The organism is Maritalea sp., assembly GCF_051251695.1.
In the GTDB taxonomy this organism is placed as follows: Bacteria; Pseudomonadota; Alphaproteobacteria; order Rhizobiales; family Devosiaceae; genus Maritalea.
Map to the genome: position 1 here is coordinate 12962 of NZ_JBPOEU010000025.1, position 18597 is coordinate 31558.

An 18597-nucleotide genomic window follows, 5' to 3' on the forward strand; every position below is an offset into this window, starting at 1 on the left:
TTGCGCAAAATTATCGATTTGGGAAGTTTCATTGGCTCGTCCAGACATATTAAATCCGTTGTTTGCCTCTGTAAGCACAATCAAAGGTATTGGTCCGCAGTTAAGTAGCTTGATGGCGGGTTTTTTCGGTGCGCCAGAGAATCAGGATGCCATTTTACTCGACATTTTGATGCATATGCCTTCCGGCATCATCGATCGTCGCCAGCAACCCGGCGTGCAATTTGCGCAACCCGGGACGATTTCTACATTTCTGCTACATGTCGATAAGCATTTCCCGCCGCCACGTCACAACAATCGCATTCCCTATCGTATCGAAGCACATGATGAGAGCGGTGAGATCACAATCTCATATTTCGCCGGTCGCGCTTCTTGGCTGGAGAAAACGCTGCCGGTCGGCGAAAAAAGGTATGTTTCTGGTCTTGTTACATTTTATCAGGGCAACCCGCAGCTCAGTCATCCAGACTACATTGTCGAAGAGGACAAGTTTGATGATCTGCCGTTGGTTGAACCTGTCTATCCGCTAACGCACGGCCTGACGTCAAAAAAGCTGCAATTGGCGACCCAAGGGGCGTTGGAAAAATTACCACAAATTGGGGAGTGGATACCGCAGGCGCGATTGGACATTAACGGCTGGCCAAACTTCAACAGTGCGATGCACATGATGCACAGTCCCCAAAAGCCTCAGGATGCTTCCATTGAAGGCGCTGCACGGGCTCGACTTGCTTATGACGAGTATTTTGCCAGCCAACTCACCTTGCAGCTTGTACGTGCAACCATGACACGAGAAAGCGGTTTGGCGCGGCGGTTGAATGGCACAAAAACAAAACTCATCAACGACGCCCTGCCCTTTGAATTAACGGACGGCCAAAAAACCGCTGTAAACGAAATATACGAGGACTTGATGTCCCCGCGAAAAATGGCGCGTTTGGTGCAAGGAGATGTGGGATCAGGCAAGACCGTCGTTGCACTGCTTGCGATGGCCGCAATGGCCGAGGCCGGACATCAAAGCGCACTGATGGCACCGACAGAGATTTTGTCTACCCAACATTATGCAACCCTAGCACCCTTGGCTGAAAAAGCAGGACTACGAGTAGCCCTTTTGACTGGCAAAATACCAGCGGGGGAACGGCGCGAAATTCAGGCGCAAATTGAGGCGGGCGAAATCGATATTGTTGTGGGCACCCATGCCTTGTTCCAGTCTAGCGTGGTGTTTGCTTCGCTTGGGCTAACGGTCGTTGATGAGCAACACCGTTTTGGTGTTCATCAAAGGTTGGCGCTTTCCGACAAGGGCCGCAAAACCGAATTGCTGGTGATGACAGCAACGCCCATACCACGCACGCTGGTGCTAACTCATTTTGGCGATATGGATGTAAGTCTTTTGAAAGAAAAGCCTGCAGGACGTCAACCAATCGACACGGCCATTTTGCCAGCTGCAGAATATGATCGCGTGATTTCGCGCCTAAAAGCCAAGGTTGGTGAAGGCGCACAGGCATTTTGGGTTTGTCCACTTGTCGAAGAATCTGAAAACTTAGACGTGATTTCGGCAGAAGACCGCCACAAATCCCTGCAAAAAGTCTTTGGCGACCGTGTTGGCATGGTGCATGGGCGAATGAAAGCGCAGGAAAAACAAGAGGTAATGGAGAAGTTTCAGCGAAACGAACTCTCTATTCTGGTGGCGACGACCGTAATTGAAGTTGGTGTTGATGTACCAAACGCCACAATCATGATTATTGAGCACGCCGAGCGGTTCGGGCTTTCCCAGCTTCATCAATTGCGCGGGCGGGTTGGTCGTGGCGACAAACGTTCCGCTTGTTTGTTGCTTCACGGAGATAAGCTTTCAGAAATGGCGCAGGAGCGACTAAAGACCATTCGTTCAACCGAAGATGGATTTGAGATTGCAGAGCGCGATTTGGAATTGCGTGGACAAGGCGACTTATTGGGAACGCGGCAATCAGGTATGCCCGGTTTCAGAATTGCCATCCCGGATTTTCACAAAGACTTGCTGGAAGTTGCCCATGAAGATGCAATCGATTTGCTTGAACGCAACCCGGGCCTTCAAGGCGCTGATGGCGATGCGGCGCGAACACTATTGTATTTGTTCCGCAAGGACTTAGCCATTCCACTCATCCGTGCCGGATAGCTAACTTTTGCTAGACTTGATATTGGCTTCAGCAGCGAGTTCAGCGGTTTTCTTTTGATGGTTTGGTGAAACCAGTCCTGCAGAAATCACCAGTTTTGCGCCATCTTCAACGGACATATCCAAAATATGTACTTCGCTGCGCGGCAAAAATAACAAAAACCCTGACGTGGGATTTGGTGTTGTTGGCAAAAAGACGCTTGTTATATCGTCGCCAGCAACCCGTTCGGCGACTTCACCTTTTGCATCCGTTGAAATGAAAACCAGTGCCCATAGTCCTTGGCGAGGATATTCAATAAGGCCAACTTGCTTAAAGTTGGAATGGCTTTGGCTGACAACAGTTTCGAATATTTGTTTCAGCCCGCGATACAGCACCGACACGAACGGCATCCGGTGCAAAATGCTCTCACCGAACTGCACAAGTGTGCGTCCGACCAAGTTTGCTGTCAAAAAGCCCAATAGAATCAAAGAGACTGCTGCAATAACAAGCCCAAAGCCCGGAATATCAATCGGCAAGTAATTGTCAGGATTATATTGCGGCGGAATAAGTGGCTTTACGAAATCATCGACAAACCGAATGATCGACCATGTGATGTAGAGCGTAAGCCCCACTGGCGCCGCGATAACCAACCCGGTCAGAAAATAGTTCGTCAGGCGACGGCCTGCTGTCACCTGATTGGTTGGTTGTTCGTCATTTTGGTTTTGATCGGGTTTTTCGCTCATAGTCTGATCTATATAGATACGGCCCTTGAATGTGCAATGCCTGATTATGCGATTTACGCTCAGACATTGCAGTTATTCCATTAAAACAATTTCTATCGCTTTATTCAACGGTCACCGACTTGGCCAAGTTTCTTGGTTGATCCACATCTGTGCCCATGAAAACAGCAGTGTGATAGGCAAGTAATTGTACCGGAACTGTGGCCACAATGGGTTGCACAAGTTCATGGACGCTTGGCATCAAAATAACCTCGCTAATGTCCGTACCTGCATGTTTTGCACCTTCTTCATCGGTAATGAGGATGATGTTGCCACCACGCGCTGCGACTTCATGCATGTTTGACAATGTTTTTTCCAACAATGGGTCCGATGGCGCGACGACAACTACCGGTACCTTTTCGTCAATCAACGCGATGGGTCCGTGTTTGAGTTCACCAGCGGCATAGCCCTCAGCGTGGATATACGTGATCTCTTTGAACTTTAAGGCCCCCTCAAGGGCGACTGGATACAGCGCACCACGTCCCAAATAGAATACGTCTTTTGCCTTTGATAACGCCTTATCCAAGCTTGCAATTTTTGGCTCTGAGGCGATTGCGCGCGACATTGCACCTGGCAGCTTGGCGAGTGCATCAACAAGTTCCTGCTCGTCCTCAGCACTCAACACGCCGCGTTGACGACCCGCCGCGATGGCGAGCGTGGCCAAAACGGCTTGTTGTGAGGTTGTCGCTTTGGTCGATGCAACACAAATTTCTGGGCCACAAAGGGTTGGGAATACAATATCCGATTCGCGTGCAATGGTGCTTTCGGCAACATTCACGATGGACGCGATATGTTGGTCTTGCGATGCGCAATAACGCAGTGCTGCCAATGTGTCGGCAGTTTCGCCAGATTGAGAAACAAACAGCGCCAACCCGCCTTTTTCCAACGGCGGCTCGCGATATCTGAACTCAGACGCGATATCCACTTCGACAGGCAAACGCGCGTATTTTTCAAACCAATATTTTGCTATAAGCGCAGCATAATATGACCCGCCACAACTAGAGATCGTTATGCGAGATAGCTTTGCGAAATCAAATGGCAATGTCTGAGGTAGCTGAACTCGACCTTGGGCAAAATTCACATAGTGGGATAATGTGTGGGAAATCGTGTCTGGCTGCTCGTAAATTTCCTTGGACATGAAATGCCGGTGATTGCCTTTGCTCACCATTTCAGCGCCCGTGTTGGCAATTGTTATCGCACGTTGGACAGATGTCCCGTCATGGTCGAAAATTTGCACCCCTGTTCTTGTGACAGCGACCCAATCGCCCTCTTCCAAATAGGTAACGCGGTTGGTGAACGGGGCTAGAGCAATAGCATCTGACCCCAAGATCATTTCACCGTCGCCATGGCCAACAGCAAGCGGCGCACCTTGGCGCGCACCAATGATCAGGTTATCTTCACCCTTAAACATCATCGCTAGAGCAAACGCGCCATCTAATCGCTTAATCGTATTTGCCGCGGCGTCGAACGGCGCAAGGCCTTTGTCCAGTTCTCTTGTGACAAGCAGCACAACAATTTCTGTGTCCGTATCAGAAACAGGTTTATAGCCATCAATTTGCAGCTCATCACGAAGTTCTTTGAAGTTTTCGATGATGCCATTGTGGACAATTGCCACCTTGTCGGTCATGTGCGGGTGAGCATTTTCTGTCGTTGGCGCACCGTGTGTAGCCCAACGCGTATGGCCGATGCCGATATTGCCTGACAGTGGTGCTTTTTCAAGCTCAGCTTTTAGATTGGTCAGTTTGCCAGGCGCGCGTCTGCGATCAATTTCTCCACCAGCAAATGTGGCTACACCGGCGCTATCATAACCGCGATATTCAAGTCGTTTGAGCGCATCTACAACTCGGTCAGCAACAGGTTTATCGCTAACTATCCCTACAATTCCGCACATATAATTCCCTTAGCTCTCGTCTTTAGTCCAGCGGCGACGAATTTCTATCGCATAGCCAGCCTTGTTTGTCTGTCTGGAGCGGCCAATGGCCAAGGCATCTTTTTCTACATCGTGAGTAACAACACTTCCCGAAGCTACATATGCGCCATCAGCAATCGTAACAGGTGCCACAAGGGCACTGTTCGAACCGATGAAACTATTTGCTCCGATGGTTGTTTTATATTTGTTTTTTCCATCATAATTACAGGTAATGGTGCCTGCCCCTATATTGGTTCCAGCACCAACTTGTGCGTCCCCGATATAGGAAAGATGATTGATTTTAGCGCCTTCGCCAATATCCGACTTTTTCACTTCGACGAAATTGCCAGCTTTGCTTTTGGCTGCCATGTTTGTGCCAGGGCGTAAGCGAGCATATGGCCCAATCTGCGCGCCCTCACCAACCGTCGCACCTTCCAAATGGCTAAACGCATGGATGACTGCACCAGTTTTCACAACCACACCAGGTCCAAACACAACATTTTGTTCAACCAAAACGTCATTCTCAATAATCGTGTCATAGGCGAAAAATACTGTTTCCGGCGCAACTAGCGTTACGCCTTTCAACATGGCATTTTTACGCATGCGGGATTGGAAACATTGTTCGGCCTGTGCCAACTGCACACGATCATTCACGCCAAGCACCTCGTCTTCGGGGCTTTTGGAGGTTTTAACGGACCAGCCTTGCGCTCGGGCAATTGCTGCTGCGTCGGTCAAATAGAACTCGCTCTGTGCGTTCTGATTTTCGATTTTGTTGATCACCGCACGCAGACAGTCCGCTTTGAAACCCATTATGCCGGAATTGCAAAATCCAATTTTTTGTTGCTCAGCGGTGCAATCTTTATCTTCTACAATTTCAAGCAGCTCATCGCCTTGCATAATGAGACGACCATAGCCTTTGGGCGAAACGGGTTCATAGCCAACAACCACTAGGTCAGCACCTTTATCCAAAACCTGTTTGGCGTTTTCAATCGTTTCTGGCTGGATCATCGGGTTGTCAGCAAAAAGGACAAATACATATCCCTCAAAATTTTCCCAGTAAGGACGAGCTTGCTTGGCCGCATGCCCGGTGCCCAATTGTTCGGTTTGTGTGACCACACCGATATTGGCATCTACAGTATGCAGCAATTCTTCGATTTGTTGGTGTTTTGGCCCAACGACCACAGCAATTTTGTCCGCACCGGACGATTTGCAGGTTTTAACCGTGTGGCCAATCATTGGAAGGCCACCAATTTTATGAAGCACCTTGGGCGTTGAGGACTTCATTCGTTTGCCCTCGCCAGCGGCGAGCACGATTGTCAAAATTGCAGTCATTGACGGAATCCGCTCCAATTTAAGTGTTTATCAGCCTGTTATTGCAAGAATGTGTTGGCAAAATGGAAACATATAATGTCCGCATGAACCATTTTTTCAACTTATGCAATAATCATATGGACTACAGGACGATTCGCAGAACTGCTGATCGGATTATAGGAGACCAGCTTGGCCGTAGTTGAAATCAACCGTTTTGAACAAGAAGATGTCAAGATTTGGGGCTTTATCGCTGTGTGTTCGCTCACCACGATGATCGTATTGTCTAGCGTTGCCAGCTTTTTACCTTCCGGGTTTCTCAACGGCTTACGCGAAACACGCCAAAACTCTGGCACCATCAACCAGTTGCAATCTGAACTGACAGCTGTTCGACTGGAATTTGCGACCATGAGGCGCGAATCCCAAATCACCGGCACGCGAATTACATTGGGCGAAGAGTCTGGCACGAAATTCTCGCGCAGGGTTCGCGCATTGGAATCAAGCATTCCGATGCTGCTGGAGGCATTGCCAGCGGATGCAAATATTGACCGCTCTCTCATCACTGCCTCAATCAACGAAGCCAATGGCGAAGAAATCATTCATATGGCCGAGAACGTAAAAGTTTCTCGTTCCGACCTGTTTGATGGCCGCCCCTTGGTAGAAGAGGCACCGGCAACGTTTCAGCAACAAGCTCTACCTGAGCCTATTGATGATGAAATGGACGTTCCGGTTCAAGACACCCCTCCCAAGCTCCAGTTGAGTTCCACCGAATTTGGATTGCTTATCGGGCGGGACATAAACCCCGACAACGCATCTCTTGTTTGGGAGCAGTACAAAACAAAAATTGGAACATTGCTGCTTGGATTGACGCCCAGAGCATTGTCGCTGACCAGTGATTCTGAGAAAGCGCGGATAATTGCTGGCCCAATTTCAAATATGTCAGAAGCAATTTCTCTTTGTTTACAGATTTCTAAAGCCGGCATAAGCTGTGAAACAAGCGGTTTTGGTGGCATTGAACTCAACTGATAATCACCACTAAAAGAAAAATTACGAAAGTTGGATTTTTCTTATTGACTTAGCAGCCAATAAAACTATTGTCCGCGCTGTTCACGAATGAACATTATGTGCCCGTAGCTCAGCTGGTAGAGCATCCGACTTTTAATCGGACGGTCGTCAGTTCGAATCTGACCGGGCACACCATTCCTCTCAGTGCGCAATCCTCAGACTTCGCAAAGACTTAGGGCTTTTGCAGACTAGAAGGAATTGTACCGATCAAATCATTTTTCGAGATGTGAAATTGCTTTACGCAACGCCAATGCGAGGTTCGCGTCGACAATTGGCAATAGTTTTGTCCAATCATCATATTGCTTCATTTCTTCCGGCCCGTCGCTAATCCCGCGCAGCACCACCAGCGGAACGTCAAAAGTCTGGCATACCCGTTTCGCTGCATAGCTTTCCATATCGACCATATCCGCATTGATGGCATCAAAATGCTCAGTGAGGATTATGTTCGCGCCGGTAGAGAGTGAAGCAAACGGAATTGATGGGAATAGCGGTGAAAGCTCGACGTCAACTGGTTGATCTAGGAAAGGCGTTTGACCTTTCTCAAAGCCCAACGGGGATGCATCCATATCCCGGTAAGATACTGAAGTGGCCTGATAAACAGATCCCTGTTGCAACGTGTCTGACCCCGAAGATCCAAGTAAAATCACATAATCAGGCCTAGTGCTTATCTCGCTCAGGATCCTAGTACTATTTAATGCCGCTTCAACTGGTCCCACACCAACGATGGCTGGCTTGATGAGCTTTCTAGCTCAGCCAAATACTCAATCTCTGTCGCCATCAGAAACAACAGAACTTTCCCATTTCTAAGAGTAAGAACTTCAAAGCTATTTGATGGCGACTTAATTGAGGGCATAAGCTTTCCGCTAGATCAGTGGCAATATCTTGGCATCATCAAAATTTGCGCCGCAAAGCAACACGATGTTTGTTTGGTTTTTGTATTTGTCGGCATTCTGCACAAGTCCAGCCAGGGCCAACGCAGCCGCACCTTCAACGATTTGATGTTCCTTGCGCGCCAGCAACCGAAGGCAAGATGCAATTTCATCTTCGTCACACACTACAAGCTCATCAATTACGTTAGAGGCGATTGGCAAGGTTAGGCTACCCACATCCATAGCACCTGCAACACCGTCTGCTAGGGTGTCTTTATGTTCCACATCTATCACTTCACCGCGATTGATTGCTGCGTTTAAAGCTGCAGAGTTTTTGGCCGATACACCGACGACGTTTACTTCCGTTCCAAACGCCTTCAACACAGACCCAATGCCGCTGACAAGTCCGCCGCCACCCAATGAGATAAACACATTATCGACGTGGGGCACCTGCTCCAACATCTCAAGGCCAATCGTTCCTTGGCCAGCAAAGATATCTGTATCATTGTAGGGGGAAATATAGGTGAGCGTTGGATCGGCTTCAGCTGCTGCGCGCGCGATGACTTCGGAGTGCCCGGCATCATCGCCCTCAACAACAACTTCAACACCAAAGGATTTTATGCGTTCCAATTTCTGCTTGGACACATTTACCGGCAGATATACCGAAAGCTTGTGTCCCAAAATCGAAGCTGCATAAGACGAAGCAATGCCGTGGTTACCTGAGCTGGCTGTTACGACCCGCTGGTCAACATCAATGGTCGTTAGCTTGCTTAAAGCGCCGCGTAGCTTGAACGACCCGGTATGCTGAAAGTTTTCAGCCTTAAAATGAAGTTCGCAGCCCAGCTCATCCCCTAGTCCTTGCGACGGCAAACACGGTGTTTCATAAATATGGGGTGCAATCCGCTTTCTCGCCCGAACGGAATTTGCAGCTGAAATATAGCATTCATTGATCATTGGTTTTCCTTTTGGAGCATGCCGACTGGTCTTGTTTGTTTCCGTCAGCAAATCACAATAAATACATTCTGTCTATTTTAGACTTTTATTCCGAGGCAATTTTCGCTATAGGTTGAAAAACTCAGGAGTGAATTATGGATATCGTCGAATTTTCCATTGAGCGCATTCAATCGCTTTATGAAAACACTGTGGACTTTAACTTGTCAGACAGCGGTGTACATCCCTATTCGCTGCGTGAACTACTTTCGCCCGAACAGATTGATGCCTTGTTGGATGTTGGGTTGGGCTATGGCTGGACAAATGGCGGCGTGGAACTGCGCCAATCCATAGCCAATTTGTACAAAGACAAAAATGAAGACAACATCATTGTTACAAATGGCTCCGCTGAGGCAAACTTCATTTTGGTTATGGGTATGCTCGACCCCGGTGATGAATTGGTGGTTGTGGTTCCCAACTATCTGCAGATTTGGGGCTGGGCCAAGGCGCTGGGCGTTAAAGTGATCGAAGTGCCACTACGTGAGGATTTGGGCTGGCAGCCTGATATTGACGAATTGCGCAATGCAGTTACCTCTAATACGAAGATGATCACCTATTGCTCGCCGAACAATCCAACGGGAAGCGTTTTGCCGGTTGAAACCTTGAATGAGATCGTAACGATCGCACGCGAACACGATATCTATGTACACGCGGACGAAGTTTATAAAGGTTCTGAGTTAAACGGCATTGAAGGTCCCAGCATTGCTGACCTATACGAAAAAGGTATTTCAACGAACGGCCTTTCCAAAGCCATGGCCCTGCCCGGCCTTCGTGTTGGTTGGCTGAGCGGTCCAGCCGACGTCATCGCGCGCGCTTGGCACTGCAAAGACTACACATCCATTACCACGAGTTCCGTGAGTGAATTTGCCGCCAACATTGTGGTGCAACCAAAAAAACGCGAAGAGATATTAAAACGCAGCCGAGACATTTTGAACAAAAACGTCGCCCTTCTGGACAGTTGGGTCAAAGAACATAGCGACAATTATTCATGTCTTTTGCCACAAGCTGGCGGGATGGCATTTGTGCGCTACAATATGGATATTAACTCAACCAAGTTAGTCCACAATATGCGTACAGAACGCTCCATCATGTTGTTGCCAGGTGATTGCTATGGCATGGACGGATACATTCGGATCGGCGTGGGTGCTCCCATGTCGCATCTTGAAGCGGGCTTGAAACAACTAAGTGAGTTTACTCGCGGTTGGAACAAGTGAGTGCAGACCTAGACCTGCAAAATGCTACTGGTGTCGCAGACGCAATCGCGGCACTATTGGCCCCTCATGCGGAGGTGATCGTTCACGATCTGAGCAGCGAAACGGTTGTTTACATCGCCAACAATTTTTCACAGCGCGAAATTGGCGATCCGTCAAATCTCAATGAAATGGATTTTGACCCGGCTGAACGGGTCATCGGACCGTATGAAAAGCTAAACTGGGACGGTCGGCGCATTAAATCGATCAGCATCGTCATGCAAAATGCAAAGGGGCGTCCCGCCTCCCTTGTCTGCATCAATTTGGACCTGTCCCAATTCGATCAAGCTCGCCAAATGCTATCGACATTCATCGGCGTTGTGGGCGACGAACCCAAACCAGCCAACTTGTTCAACAATGATTGGCACGAGCAAATCAACGAATTTATCAGCGACTGGACGAGCAAACGGTCAGTTACGATTGATCGTTTGTCTCGCGAACAAAAGCGAGAATTGGTGTTGGCGTTGAATGAAAAAAACGCGTTCGCCGCAAAACATTCGGTTAATTATGTGGCTCGAATTATCGGACTAGGCCGCGCCACCGTATACAACTATCTTAAGGCAGAATGAGACGGGCATTAGATAATGCCTGCTGCCTCTAAAACCGTACGCGCTGCTGCTATATCTTGGCTGGCCAACCCTGTCAGATCGACAATGGATATTTGCTCAGCCGATCGTCGGCCTAGATTGGGCTCTGCCAAGACATTTCCCAATTCGATGCAATCAGTTTCTTTGATTAAGCCCTTAGAATGGGCATTTGAGAATTCGCCATGATCCAGACACTGGGTGATTTGGTCGGCGACCAAGATATCAGCGCGCGCAACAAGCTTTGGGTCCAACTCATATTTCCCCGGCGCATCAGCACCAGTTGCCGTGATATGGGTTCCAGCTTTCACCCAATCGCTCTCAACTAGAACCGCACGGCTAGGTGTTGTCGTCAAAATAACCTGCGCATCACCGCACGCCTGTTCAAGATTTTGCGTTGGCGTAACCAAAATATCCTGTGCTTTAAGTTTAGCACATAAATCAGCGGCTTTTTGCACATCACGCGCCCAGAGGGTAAATTCCAAATCGCGCCCTTTGAGAATTTTGTGATGTGCTATTATTTGCTGTTCTGCCTGAATGCCCGCGCCAATGACCAACACTTTGTGTGCATCTGCATTTGCTAAGGCCTTGGTGGCAATCGCAGCACCAATTGCGGTGCGCTGGTCAGTCAAATAGCCTTCGTCCTGCAATACGGCAACAACTTCCCCAGTTTGTGCTGAAAAGGCCACCATCATGCCATTGCTAGACGGCAGACCTTTGCTCGGATTGTCATAAAATCCGGTGGCGATCTTCACGAGAAAGATTTTGTCCGCGTGCAAATGTCCAAACTTAATATGGCAGTCTGCATTCTGGTTCTTGATCGGCAAATACCCAACAGGCGGTATTGTCGCCTCGCCTTTTGATACCGCGATATATGAATCTCGTATTGCATCTGCGAGTGCAAAAAATTTGCAGTGTTCAGCAATTTGTTCTTGGTTTAGAAGGTGCATTTATCTCGCCTATAGACTTTTTGTCTATTCTGTACATCATGTCCTAAATCGTCAAGTTGTTATGCTGACCATTCAACATTTGGCTGAGCATAATGACCCAATTCGATGGTTACCGAGGCATATGTCGCCGAAAGCTTTCGCGGAATGCCACCAACATGGCACCGCCCAAAATAAACGGCAGCGCAAAGTAAAAACTGGCTCCAGGCAGTTCGTTGAAAACCAACAAGCCAACACCGACTGCCCAAATCAATGAAAGATAATCAAATGGCGCAAGTTTGGATGCTTCAGCGTGTTTAAAACTGATCGTTACCGCGATATGGGCAAATCCGCCAAAAATGCCTGCACCAACCAAAATGGCGAATTCGGTAGGCGATGTCTGCACCCAGCCAAATGGCGCTGTTGCCAAGCCTGCGATAGTGCAAACTAGAGCGAAATAGAATGCGATCGCCCCAGCATTTTCTGTTTTTGTTAGATTGCGGATTTGGATGATGGCAAATGCGGTGAGTATTGCTGTCAAAATTCCCAACAAAACGCCAGTCGCATACCCTTCTGTTACTTCGCCCGTGAGTTGAGGCACGATGAGCACTAGAGTGCCCACTATTCCACATGCAATGCCCACCCATCTCACAATGGTCACATTCTCTTTTAGGAACACGCCTGCCAAAATTGCCACCAAAACCGGCGAGAGATAGGAAAGGATTGTCGCCTCAGCAACCGGCAGATAACTCAATGTTGCAAAGCTACAAAACATCGCCACGCATCCGGTTAGACAGCGCAGCAAATGACCCAATGGCTTCTTTGTATAAAGACCAGATGGGAATTCCCTTGTGACAACAAGAAAAGCAACCAAAGGCAACAACGCAAAAGCACTTCGATAAAACACGATTTGCCCGGTTGGCGCGCTTGAAGATGCGAGCTTAACGCACGCGATCATCCCTGCAAACAACAGGCCTGACACCACCCGTAGGACGATGGCTAAATTATCATTGGACATAAGATTCTCAAGGGTAAATGTAGGCGTGAAAATTCAGTCTATCAGCACGGCATCATAAAACAAGAATGAACATTGGCGCCTATGCTGCATTTTCTGTTAGCCTGAACAGATGGGAATTCGACTAAGCATTTTGGTTTTTGGCTCTTCGTTGTTTTTCACCTCAAACACTTTTGGTGAGCAATTGCTGCCGTTTGGTCCAACGGCATTTTCGTTGGCAAACAAGGACCTGAACTCCGCCGACCTAGCAAAATTCAACTATGGCCAAGGCTTGTTCCACCATCAATGGCAAACCCGTTCCCATGCTGATGGAACGCAAAGCGGATTGGGTCCACTTTTTAGCGCAAATGCTTGTGCGGCATGCCATGTTCGAGATGGACGTGGCAAAGTGCCCGAACCCGGTCATTATTCAACATCATATGTTATTGCTGCAGGCCGGCCTTCCACGTTCCACGGCACGACATCTGACCCGATTTATGGCGATCAAATTCAACAACAATCCGCAGGCGCTCCTCACGAGGGCGAAGTGGTTGTGCGATTTGAAGAAACAACGGAACAATTGGCTGATGGAACGACCGTCAATTTACGCGCGCCAATATTTACGCTGTCAAACCCACAATATGGTCCGTTGGGCAAACATACCAAACTTTCTGGACGCCTGCCCCAACAACTTGTTGGCCTCGGTTTTCTTGAAAACACCCCTGTTGATGAGTTGGCCGAAAACGCCGATCCAGACGATCTAAACAGTGATGGCATATCGGGACGCCTAAATTATCTGGCTGATGGTACCGTTGGGAGATTTGGCTGGAAAGCAACCGCCCCAACCATACTCGACCAAACCGCCAACGCGGCCAGCACCGACATGGGGATTTCCACCCCTCTGTTTCCAGCCTATGCAGGCGACTGCACGTCGGAACAAATAAAGTGCCTTGACGCAAGTTTGAAGCAGCCTGCGAATAAAAAGACTGAACTTGATATCAATGAAGCTCGAATGTTGGCCCATTACAGCGCCAACCTGCATGTGCCCGTGCAGCGGAACGTTCAGGAACCGGATGTTATTGCGGGGGAAGATTTGTTCGCCGCGTTAAACTGTAGCGGCTGCCATGTTCCAAATATTGCTGGTGCGCAAACATCAACCAAGGCTTTTACTGACTTGTTGCTTCACGACATGGGGGAAGGGCTAGCTGACCTGCGTTTTGGCGACCAAATTTTGGGACGAGAATGGCGTACACCGCCTTTGTGGGGGCTTGGCTATACCAAAGAGGTCAATGGCAATCAAAACTACCTACACGACGGCAGAGCGCGCAATCTGATTGAAGCAATTATGTGGCATGATGGCGAGGCAAATAAAAGTCGAGAACTGTTCCGCTCGTTATCCACTAACGAGCGGCAACAATTGCTCTCGTTCCTGAATTCACTCTAGTCTTTTTGACTTGCCAGAAAGCGTTGCACCAAACCATTGGTTGAGCTGTCATGTTGATCAGCGTTTTGTTCACCAGTAACTTTGGGCAGCAACGCGACGGCCAATTGCTTGCCGAGCTCAACGCCCCACTGGTCGTATGAATTCACATTCCAAATCGCGCCTTGAACGAAAACTTTGTGCTCATAAAGCGCAACCAAAGTGCCAAGCGTTTTTGGATCAAGCTTGTCATAAAGAATGGTGTTGGATGGGCGATTGCCAGAAAACACTTTGTGAGGCGCGAGCTCATCAATTTCCGCTTCGCTTTTGCCAGAGCCTTGCAGTTCGTCAATCACTTGGTCTCTGGTTTTACCCAACATCAAAGCTTCAGATTGCGCGAAACAATTCGCCGCCAGCTTCTCATGATGCATCGGCAATGTTTCATGGGCGTTGGCTGCAATCAAAAAATCAACGGGGATCACGTCAGTTCCCTGATGGATGAGTTGATAGAATGCGTGTTGGCCGTTCGTACCGGGTTCGCCCCAAACAATGGGCCCAGTACTGTATGAAACGTCTGTTCCGTCGCGTTGGACCGACTTGCCGTTGCTCTCCATATCTTGCTGCTGCAGGTAAGCCGCAAACCGGCCCATGCGCTGGTCATAAGGCAGAACAGCATGTGTTGAGAACCCAAATTGGTTTCGATACCACACGCCAAGCAGCGCCATAATGAACGGCATATTCTCTTCGATTGGCGCATTCAAAAAATGTTGGTCCATCTCAGCAGCGCCAGCCAAAAACTGATCAAAATTGTCAGCGCCAATGGCAAGCATAATCGGCAATCCGATAGCGCTCCACACGGAATAACGGCCGCCAACCCAATCCCAAAAGCCAAAGATTCTATCGCTTTTTATGCCGAATGCCGCGCAACCTTCAAGGTTGGTAGAAACGGCGACGAAATGATCCCCAACAGCTTCATCACCCAATGCATCAGCCAACCACTTACGAGCTGAATTGGCATTGGTCATGGTCTCATCTGTGGTGAACGTTTTTGAAGCAACAATGAACAATGTTGTTTCGGGGTCTAGCGGCGCAACAGCGTCCGCCAGGTCAGCACCATCCACATTGGAAACGAAATGTGGCTTAACCTCAGATATATAGGGAGAAAGTGCCCGGGCAACCATCGCTGGCCCAAGGTCAGATCCACCAATGCCAATATTCACAATATCGGTAACTTTTTTCCCGGTTGAACCGGTTATTTCTCCAGCTCGAACCTTTGTTGTGAAGGCCCGCATGGCTGCCAGCACTTCGCGGATGGGCGCGGAAATATTCTCACCATCGACTGATAGATCGTCGCTGCCTTGATGTCGCAAGGCCATATGCATTACGGCGCGGTTTTCAGTGCTGTTGATGTGTTCGCCAGCCCACATTTGATCGCGAAGCTGCTCCACATTGGATTTTCTGGCCAAACCAACCAACGCGCTGAGCACGTCCTCATCAATCCGGTTTTTGGAATAGTCTAAAAACAGCCCAGCCGCAGAAAGTGAAAACTTGTCGAAACGTTGCGGATCATTGCGGAACATGTCTCGCATATGTTTGTCTTTTACCCGATTATATTCAGGCGCTAAGTCAGCGAGATTTCCGGCAACATTTTTCGGCATATTTGCATTATCCTACGGGTTTAATGTCGCCTTTTTCCCATCCCGCACGGGTTTGGGCCACATAATCATCATATCGGTTCTCAGCAATGGCCGCACGCGCACCCTGCATCAGGGTTTGGTAATAGGCCAAATTGATCTGGCTTAAAAGCATCGCGCCCAACATTTCGTTCGCTTTGAGCAAATGATGCAAATAAGCGCGTTGAAAGCGGCGGCAATTTTCATTTGGAGATTCCTCATCGAGTGGACGAGAATCTTCTTTGTGCCGCGCGTTTTTGATGTTGATCACGCCATAGCGCGTATAGGCATGTCCGTGTCGACCTGCTCGCGTTGGATGCACGCAATCAAACATATCAATGCCGCGCTTTACAGCACCTAGCAAATCATCCGGCTTGCCTACACCCATCAAATATCGAGGCTTATCCGTAGGCAACGCCGGAGTTGTGTAATCCAAAACATCAAACATGGTTTGCTGTGGTTCACCAACAGCCAAGCCGCCAACGGCATAGCCGTGAAAACCTATATCAGTCAACGCCTTAGCGGATTGAAGGCGAAGCGCTTCAATATCACCACCTTGAACAATGCCAAACAGTGCATGACCGGGTTGTGTACCAAATGCGGTCTTTGAGCGCTCGGCCCAACGCACCGACATTTCCATCGCCCGTTTGATTTCTTCGGTTTCAGCTGGCAACGCAACACACTCATCAAGCTGCATTTGAATATCTGAACCCAACAGCGTTTGGATTTCGATTGAGCGCTCCGGCGTCAGTAAATGCTTTGATCCATCAATGTGGGATTGAAACGAAACGCCGTTTTCGTCGAGCTTGCGCAAATTGGCGAGCGACATAACCTGAAAACCACCGCTGTCGGTGAGGATCGGTTTTTGCCATTGCGCAAAATTATGCAGTCCGCCCAACTTAGCCATGCGTTCGGCACCTGGACGTAACATCAAGTGATATGTGTTGCCCAAAATGATATCAGCGCCCAACGCTTCAACTTGTTCGGGATACATACCTTTTACGGTCGCAGCAGTACCCACCGGCATAAAGGCTGGTGTTCGAATGTCGCCGCGTGGCGTTGAGATATTGCCAAGTCGGGCGCCATTGTCAGTGTTTTTGAGTTCAAAGCTAAATTCGTTTTTGTTCATCTTTGTTCCCGAAACAGAAGTGAGGCGTCGCCAAAGGAATAAAACCGATATTCATTTTCGATCGCGTGTGCGTAGGCTCGACGCATGTTTTCAAAACCAGAAAACGCACTAACCAGCATGAACAGAGTCGATTTTGGCAGGTGAAAGTTGGTCATCAAAATATCGACGGCGTTGAACTGATAACCGGGCGTAATGAAAATACTTGTTTCACCGCAAAACGGCTTCAGTTCGCCGGATGCTGATGCGGTCTCTAGAACCCGCATGCTGGTCGTACCAACAGCGACCAACCGCCCACCATTTGCGCGACACTTCTTGATTTTTTCAATGGTAATTTCGCTCAGTTCGCCCCACTCAGCATGCATTTGGTGGTCTTTTGTATCATCAACTTTGACGGGCAAGAACGTTCCCGCGCCGACGTGGAGCGTTACAAAATCAACTTCAACGCCCATCATTTTGATATTGGCCATCAGTTCATCGGTGAAATGAAGACCAGCGGTTGGGGCAGCTACCGCGCCGTCATGTTCAGCGTAAATCGTTTGGTAGTCTGTATCGTCTTGGCTGTCATGATCGCGTTTTGCACTAATATAGGGCGGCAACGGCATGGCACCGCGCGCCTTAATCGCTTCATCCAGTTCAGCACCGGACCGGTCAAAACGCAAAAGCACTTCGCCGCTTTCGCCCTTATTTTCACAAGTCGCGACCAGCGGGTCCATGTCCGGCTTTTCAAATATTAGCTCTTCGCCCAATTTGAGCTTTTTTGCCGGACGGGCGAAAGCGCGCCAAAGGTCTGGCTCGTCTCGTTTATGCAAATTGACAGTGACTTTTGCTATCGCATCGCCCCGAATGCGTTTGCCCACCAATTCGGCGGGCAACACGCGGGTATTGTTAGCAATCAAAATATCGCCAGGGCGTAAAAATGAAAGCAGATCCGTAACGACATGATCAGAAGGCGGTTTGCCATCGGACATGCTAACAGGGTCAATAACAAGCATACGCGCGCTGTCGCGCGGCACAGCGGGATGCAATGCCACGCGCTCTGCCGGCAGTTCAAAATCGAACTGATCAACGCGCATATTTAAAGCCTTGTTTAAAGCCTTGGAATTGCAACTTAGTCTGCTGCTACACGCATAGAGAGAATGCTGTCTGGGTCAACAACTGGCTCACCCTTTTTAAGCGCATCAACGGCGTCCATACCATCAATAACTTTTCCCCAAACTGTATATTGGTTGTCAAGGAAACCAGCATCGCCAAAGCAGATGAAGAATTGCGAATTAGCAGAGTCAGGGTCCGCTGTACGCGCCATTGAGCAAACGCCGCGTACGTGTGGTGTTTCACTAAATTCTTGTGGGAGGTCCGGCTTGTCTGAACCGCCTGTGCCGGTGCCCAATGGGCAACCAACTTGGGCCATAAACCCATCAATTACACGGTGAAATACAATACCGTCATAGAACTTTTCACGAGCAAGTTCCTTAATGCGCTCCACATGTTTTGGTGCAACATCTGGATACATTTCAATCACAACGCTGCCTTGTGAGGTTTCAAGCAACAATGTATTTTCGCGGTCTTTGATTTCAACCATAGTAA

The 18597-nt window shown here is 48.8% G+C and carries 16 protein-coding genes and 1 tRNA gene; 6 read left to right on the top strand and 11 right to left on the bottom strand.

The window, feature by feature from the left end; translation table 11 throughout:
- The first annotated feature begins 31 nt into the window (after positions 1 to 31).
- Positions 32 to 2140, top strand: coding sequence for an ATP-dependent DNA helicase RecG (gene recG / locus ACSHWX_RS14195; RefSeq protein ID WP_435668883.1), 2109 nt, complete (start codon positions 32 to 34; stop codon positions 2138 to 2140).
- Here recG and ACSHWX_RS14200 read toward each other — a convergent pair whose 3' ends face one another.
- The 3 genes from ACSHWX_RS14200 to glmU all read right to left on the bottom strand — a co-directional run bounded on the left by ACSHWX_RS14200 (position 2141) and on the right by glmU (position 6137).
- The gene (locus ACSHWX_RS14200) at positions 2141 to 2860 is read right to left on the bottom strand and encodes a DUF502 domain-containing protein (protein WP_435668884.1); all 720 of its coding nucleotides are present in this window, start codon (positions 2858 to 2860) and stop codon (positions 2141 to 2143) included.
- Between the two features lie 100 nt (positions 2861 to 2960).
- Entirely contained in the window at positions 2961 to 4787 is a 1827-nt protein-coding gene (glmS, locus tag ACSHWX_RS14205; protein ID WP_435668885.1) for a glutamine--fructose-6-phosphate transaminase (isomerizing), read from the bottom strand.
- A gap of 9 nt (positions 4788 to 4796) precedes the next feature.
- The gene (glmU, locus tag ACSHWX_RS14210; RefSeq protein WP_435668886.1) at positions 4797 to 6137 is read right to left on the bottom strand and encodes a bifunctional UDP-N-acetylglucosamine diphosphorylase/glucosamine-1-phosphate N-acetyltransferase GlmU; all 1341 of its coding nucleotides are present in this window, start codon (positions 6135 to 6137) and stop codon (positions 4797 to 4799) included.
- 168 nt (positions 6138 to 6305) lie between these two features.
- On the opposite strand from glmU, the gene ACSHWX_RS14215 reads away from it, so the two are divergent.
- Positions 6306 to 7139 carry a hypothetical protein gene (locus tag ACSHWX_RS14215; RefSeq protein ID WP_435668887.1) on the top strand — a complete coding sequence of 278 codons (834 nt, stop codon included), beginning with the start codon at positions 6306 to 6308 and terminating at the stop codon, positions 7137 to 7139.
- A 98-nt stretch (positions 7140 to 7237) separates the two neighbouring features.
- A tRNA-Lys gene (locus ACSHWX_RS14220) sits at positions 7238 to 7313 on the top strand.
- Between the two features lie 77 nt (positions 7314 to 7390).
- Here ACSHWX_RS14220 and ACSHWX_RS14225 read toward each other — a convergent pair.
- A complete protein-coding gene (locus ACSHWX_RS14225) occupies positions 7391 to 7894 on the bottom strand; it encodes a 5'-methylthioadenosine/S-adenosylhomocysteine nucleosidase (RefSeq protein ID WP_435668888.1) in 504 nt (167 codons plus the stop codon).
- A 147-nt stretch (positions 7895 to 8041) separates the two neighbouring features.
- Positions 8042 to 9001, bottom strand: coding sequence for a pyridoxal-phosphate dependent enzyme (locus ACSHWX_RS14230; RefSeq protein ID WP_435668889.1), 960 nt, complete (start codon positions 8999 to 9001; stop codon positions 8042 to 8044).
- Positions 9002 to 9135: 134 nt separating this feature from the next.
- On the opposite strand from ACSHWX_RS14230, the gene ACSHWX_RS14235 reads away from it, so the two are divergent.
- On the top strand, positions 9136 to 10251 hold the full coding sequence (locus ACSHWX_RS14235; RefSeq protein WP_435668890.1) for an aminotransferase class I/II-fold pyridoxal phosphate-dependent enzyme: 1116 nt from the start codon (positions 9136 to 9138) through the stop codon (positions 10249 to 10251).
- Complete coding sequence (locus ACSHWX_RS14240) at positions 10248 to 10856, top strand: helix-turn-helix transcriptional regulator (RefSeq protein ID WP_435668891.1); 609 nt, start codon at positions 10248 to 10250, stop codon at positions 10854 to 10856. The genes ACSHWX_RS14235 and ACSHWX_RS14240 overlap by 4 nt, the downstream gene beginning before the upstream one ends.
- A gap of 8 nt (positions 10857 to 10864) precedes the next feature.
- On the opposite strand, the gene ACSHWX_RS14245 is transcribed toward ACSHWX_RS14240, so the two are convergent.
- Together ACSHWX_RS14245 and ACSHWX_RS14250 are read right to left on the bottom strand one after the other, a co-directional pair.
- Positions 10865 to 11821 carry an ornithine cyclodeaminase family protein gene (locus ACSHWX_RS14245; protein WP_435668892.1) on the bottom strand — a complete coding sequence of 319 codons (957 nt, stop codon included), beginning with the start codon at positions 11819 to 11821 and terminating at the stop codon, positions 10865 to 10867.
- 109 nt (positions 11822 to 11930) lie between these two features.
- Complete coding sequence (locus tag ACSHWX_RS14250; protein WP_435668893.1) at positions 11931 to 12815, bottom strand: DMT family transporter; 885 nt, start codon at positions 12813 to 12815, stop codon at positions 11931 to 11933.
- 109 nt (positions 12816 to 12924) lie between these two features.
- Here ACSHWX_RS14250 and ACSHWX_RS14255 point away from each other — a divergent pair, with 109 nt between their 5' ends.
- Positions 12925 to 14235 (top strand): di-heme oxidoredictase family protein, encoded by a 1311-nt coding sequence (locus ACSHWX_RS14255; protein WP_435668894.1) that lies wholly within the window; start codon positions 12925 to 12927, stop codon positions 14233 to 14235.
- On the opposite strand, the gene pgi is transcribed toward ACSHWX_RS14255, so the two are convergent.
- The 4 genes from pgi to ACSHWX_RS14275 are packed head-to-tail and all read right to left on the bottom strand — an operon-like array spanning position 14232 to position 18592.
- Positions 14232 to 15869: a glucose-6-phosphate isomerase gene (pgi, locus tag ACSHWX_RS14260; RefSeq protein ID WP_435668895.1), complete on the bottom strand. Its 1638-nt coding sequence runs from the start codon at positions 15867 to 15869 to the stop codon at positions 14232 to 14234. The genes ACSHWX_RS14255 and pgi overlap by 4 nt on opposite strands.
- 7 nt (positions 15870 to 15876) lie before the next feature.
- Entirely contained in the window at positions 15877 to 17013 is a 1137-nt protein-coding gene (gene tgt / locus ACSHWX_RS14265; protein ID WP_435668896.1) for a tRNA guanosine(34) transglycosylase Tgt, read from the bottom strand.
- A complete protein-coding gene (gene queA, locus ACSHWX_RS14270) occupies positions 17010 to 18086 on the bottom strand; it encodes a tRNA preQ1(34) S-adenosylmethionine ribosyltransferase-isomerase QueA (protein WP_435668897.1) in 1077 nt (358 codons plus the stop codon). The genes tgt and queA overlap by 4 nt, the downstream gene beginning before the upstream one ends.
- A gap of 35 nt (positions 18087 to 18121) precedes the next feature.
- Positions 18122 to 18592, bottom strand: a complete 471-nt coding sequence (locus tag ACSHWX_RS14275) for a peptidylprolyl isomerase (protein ID WP_435668898.1) — start codon at positions 18590 to 18592, stop codon at positions 18122 to 18124.
- Between the last annotated feature and the right edge of the window lie 5 nt (positions 18593 to 18597).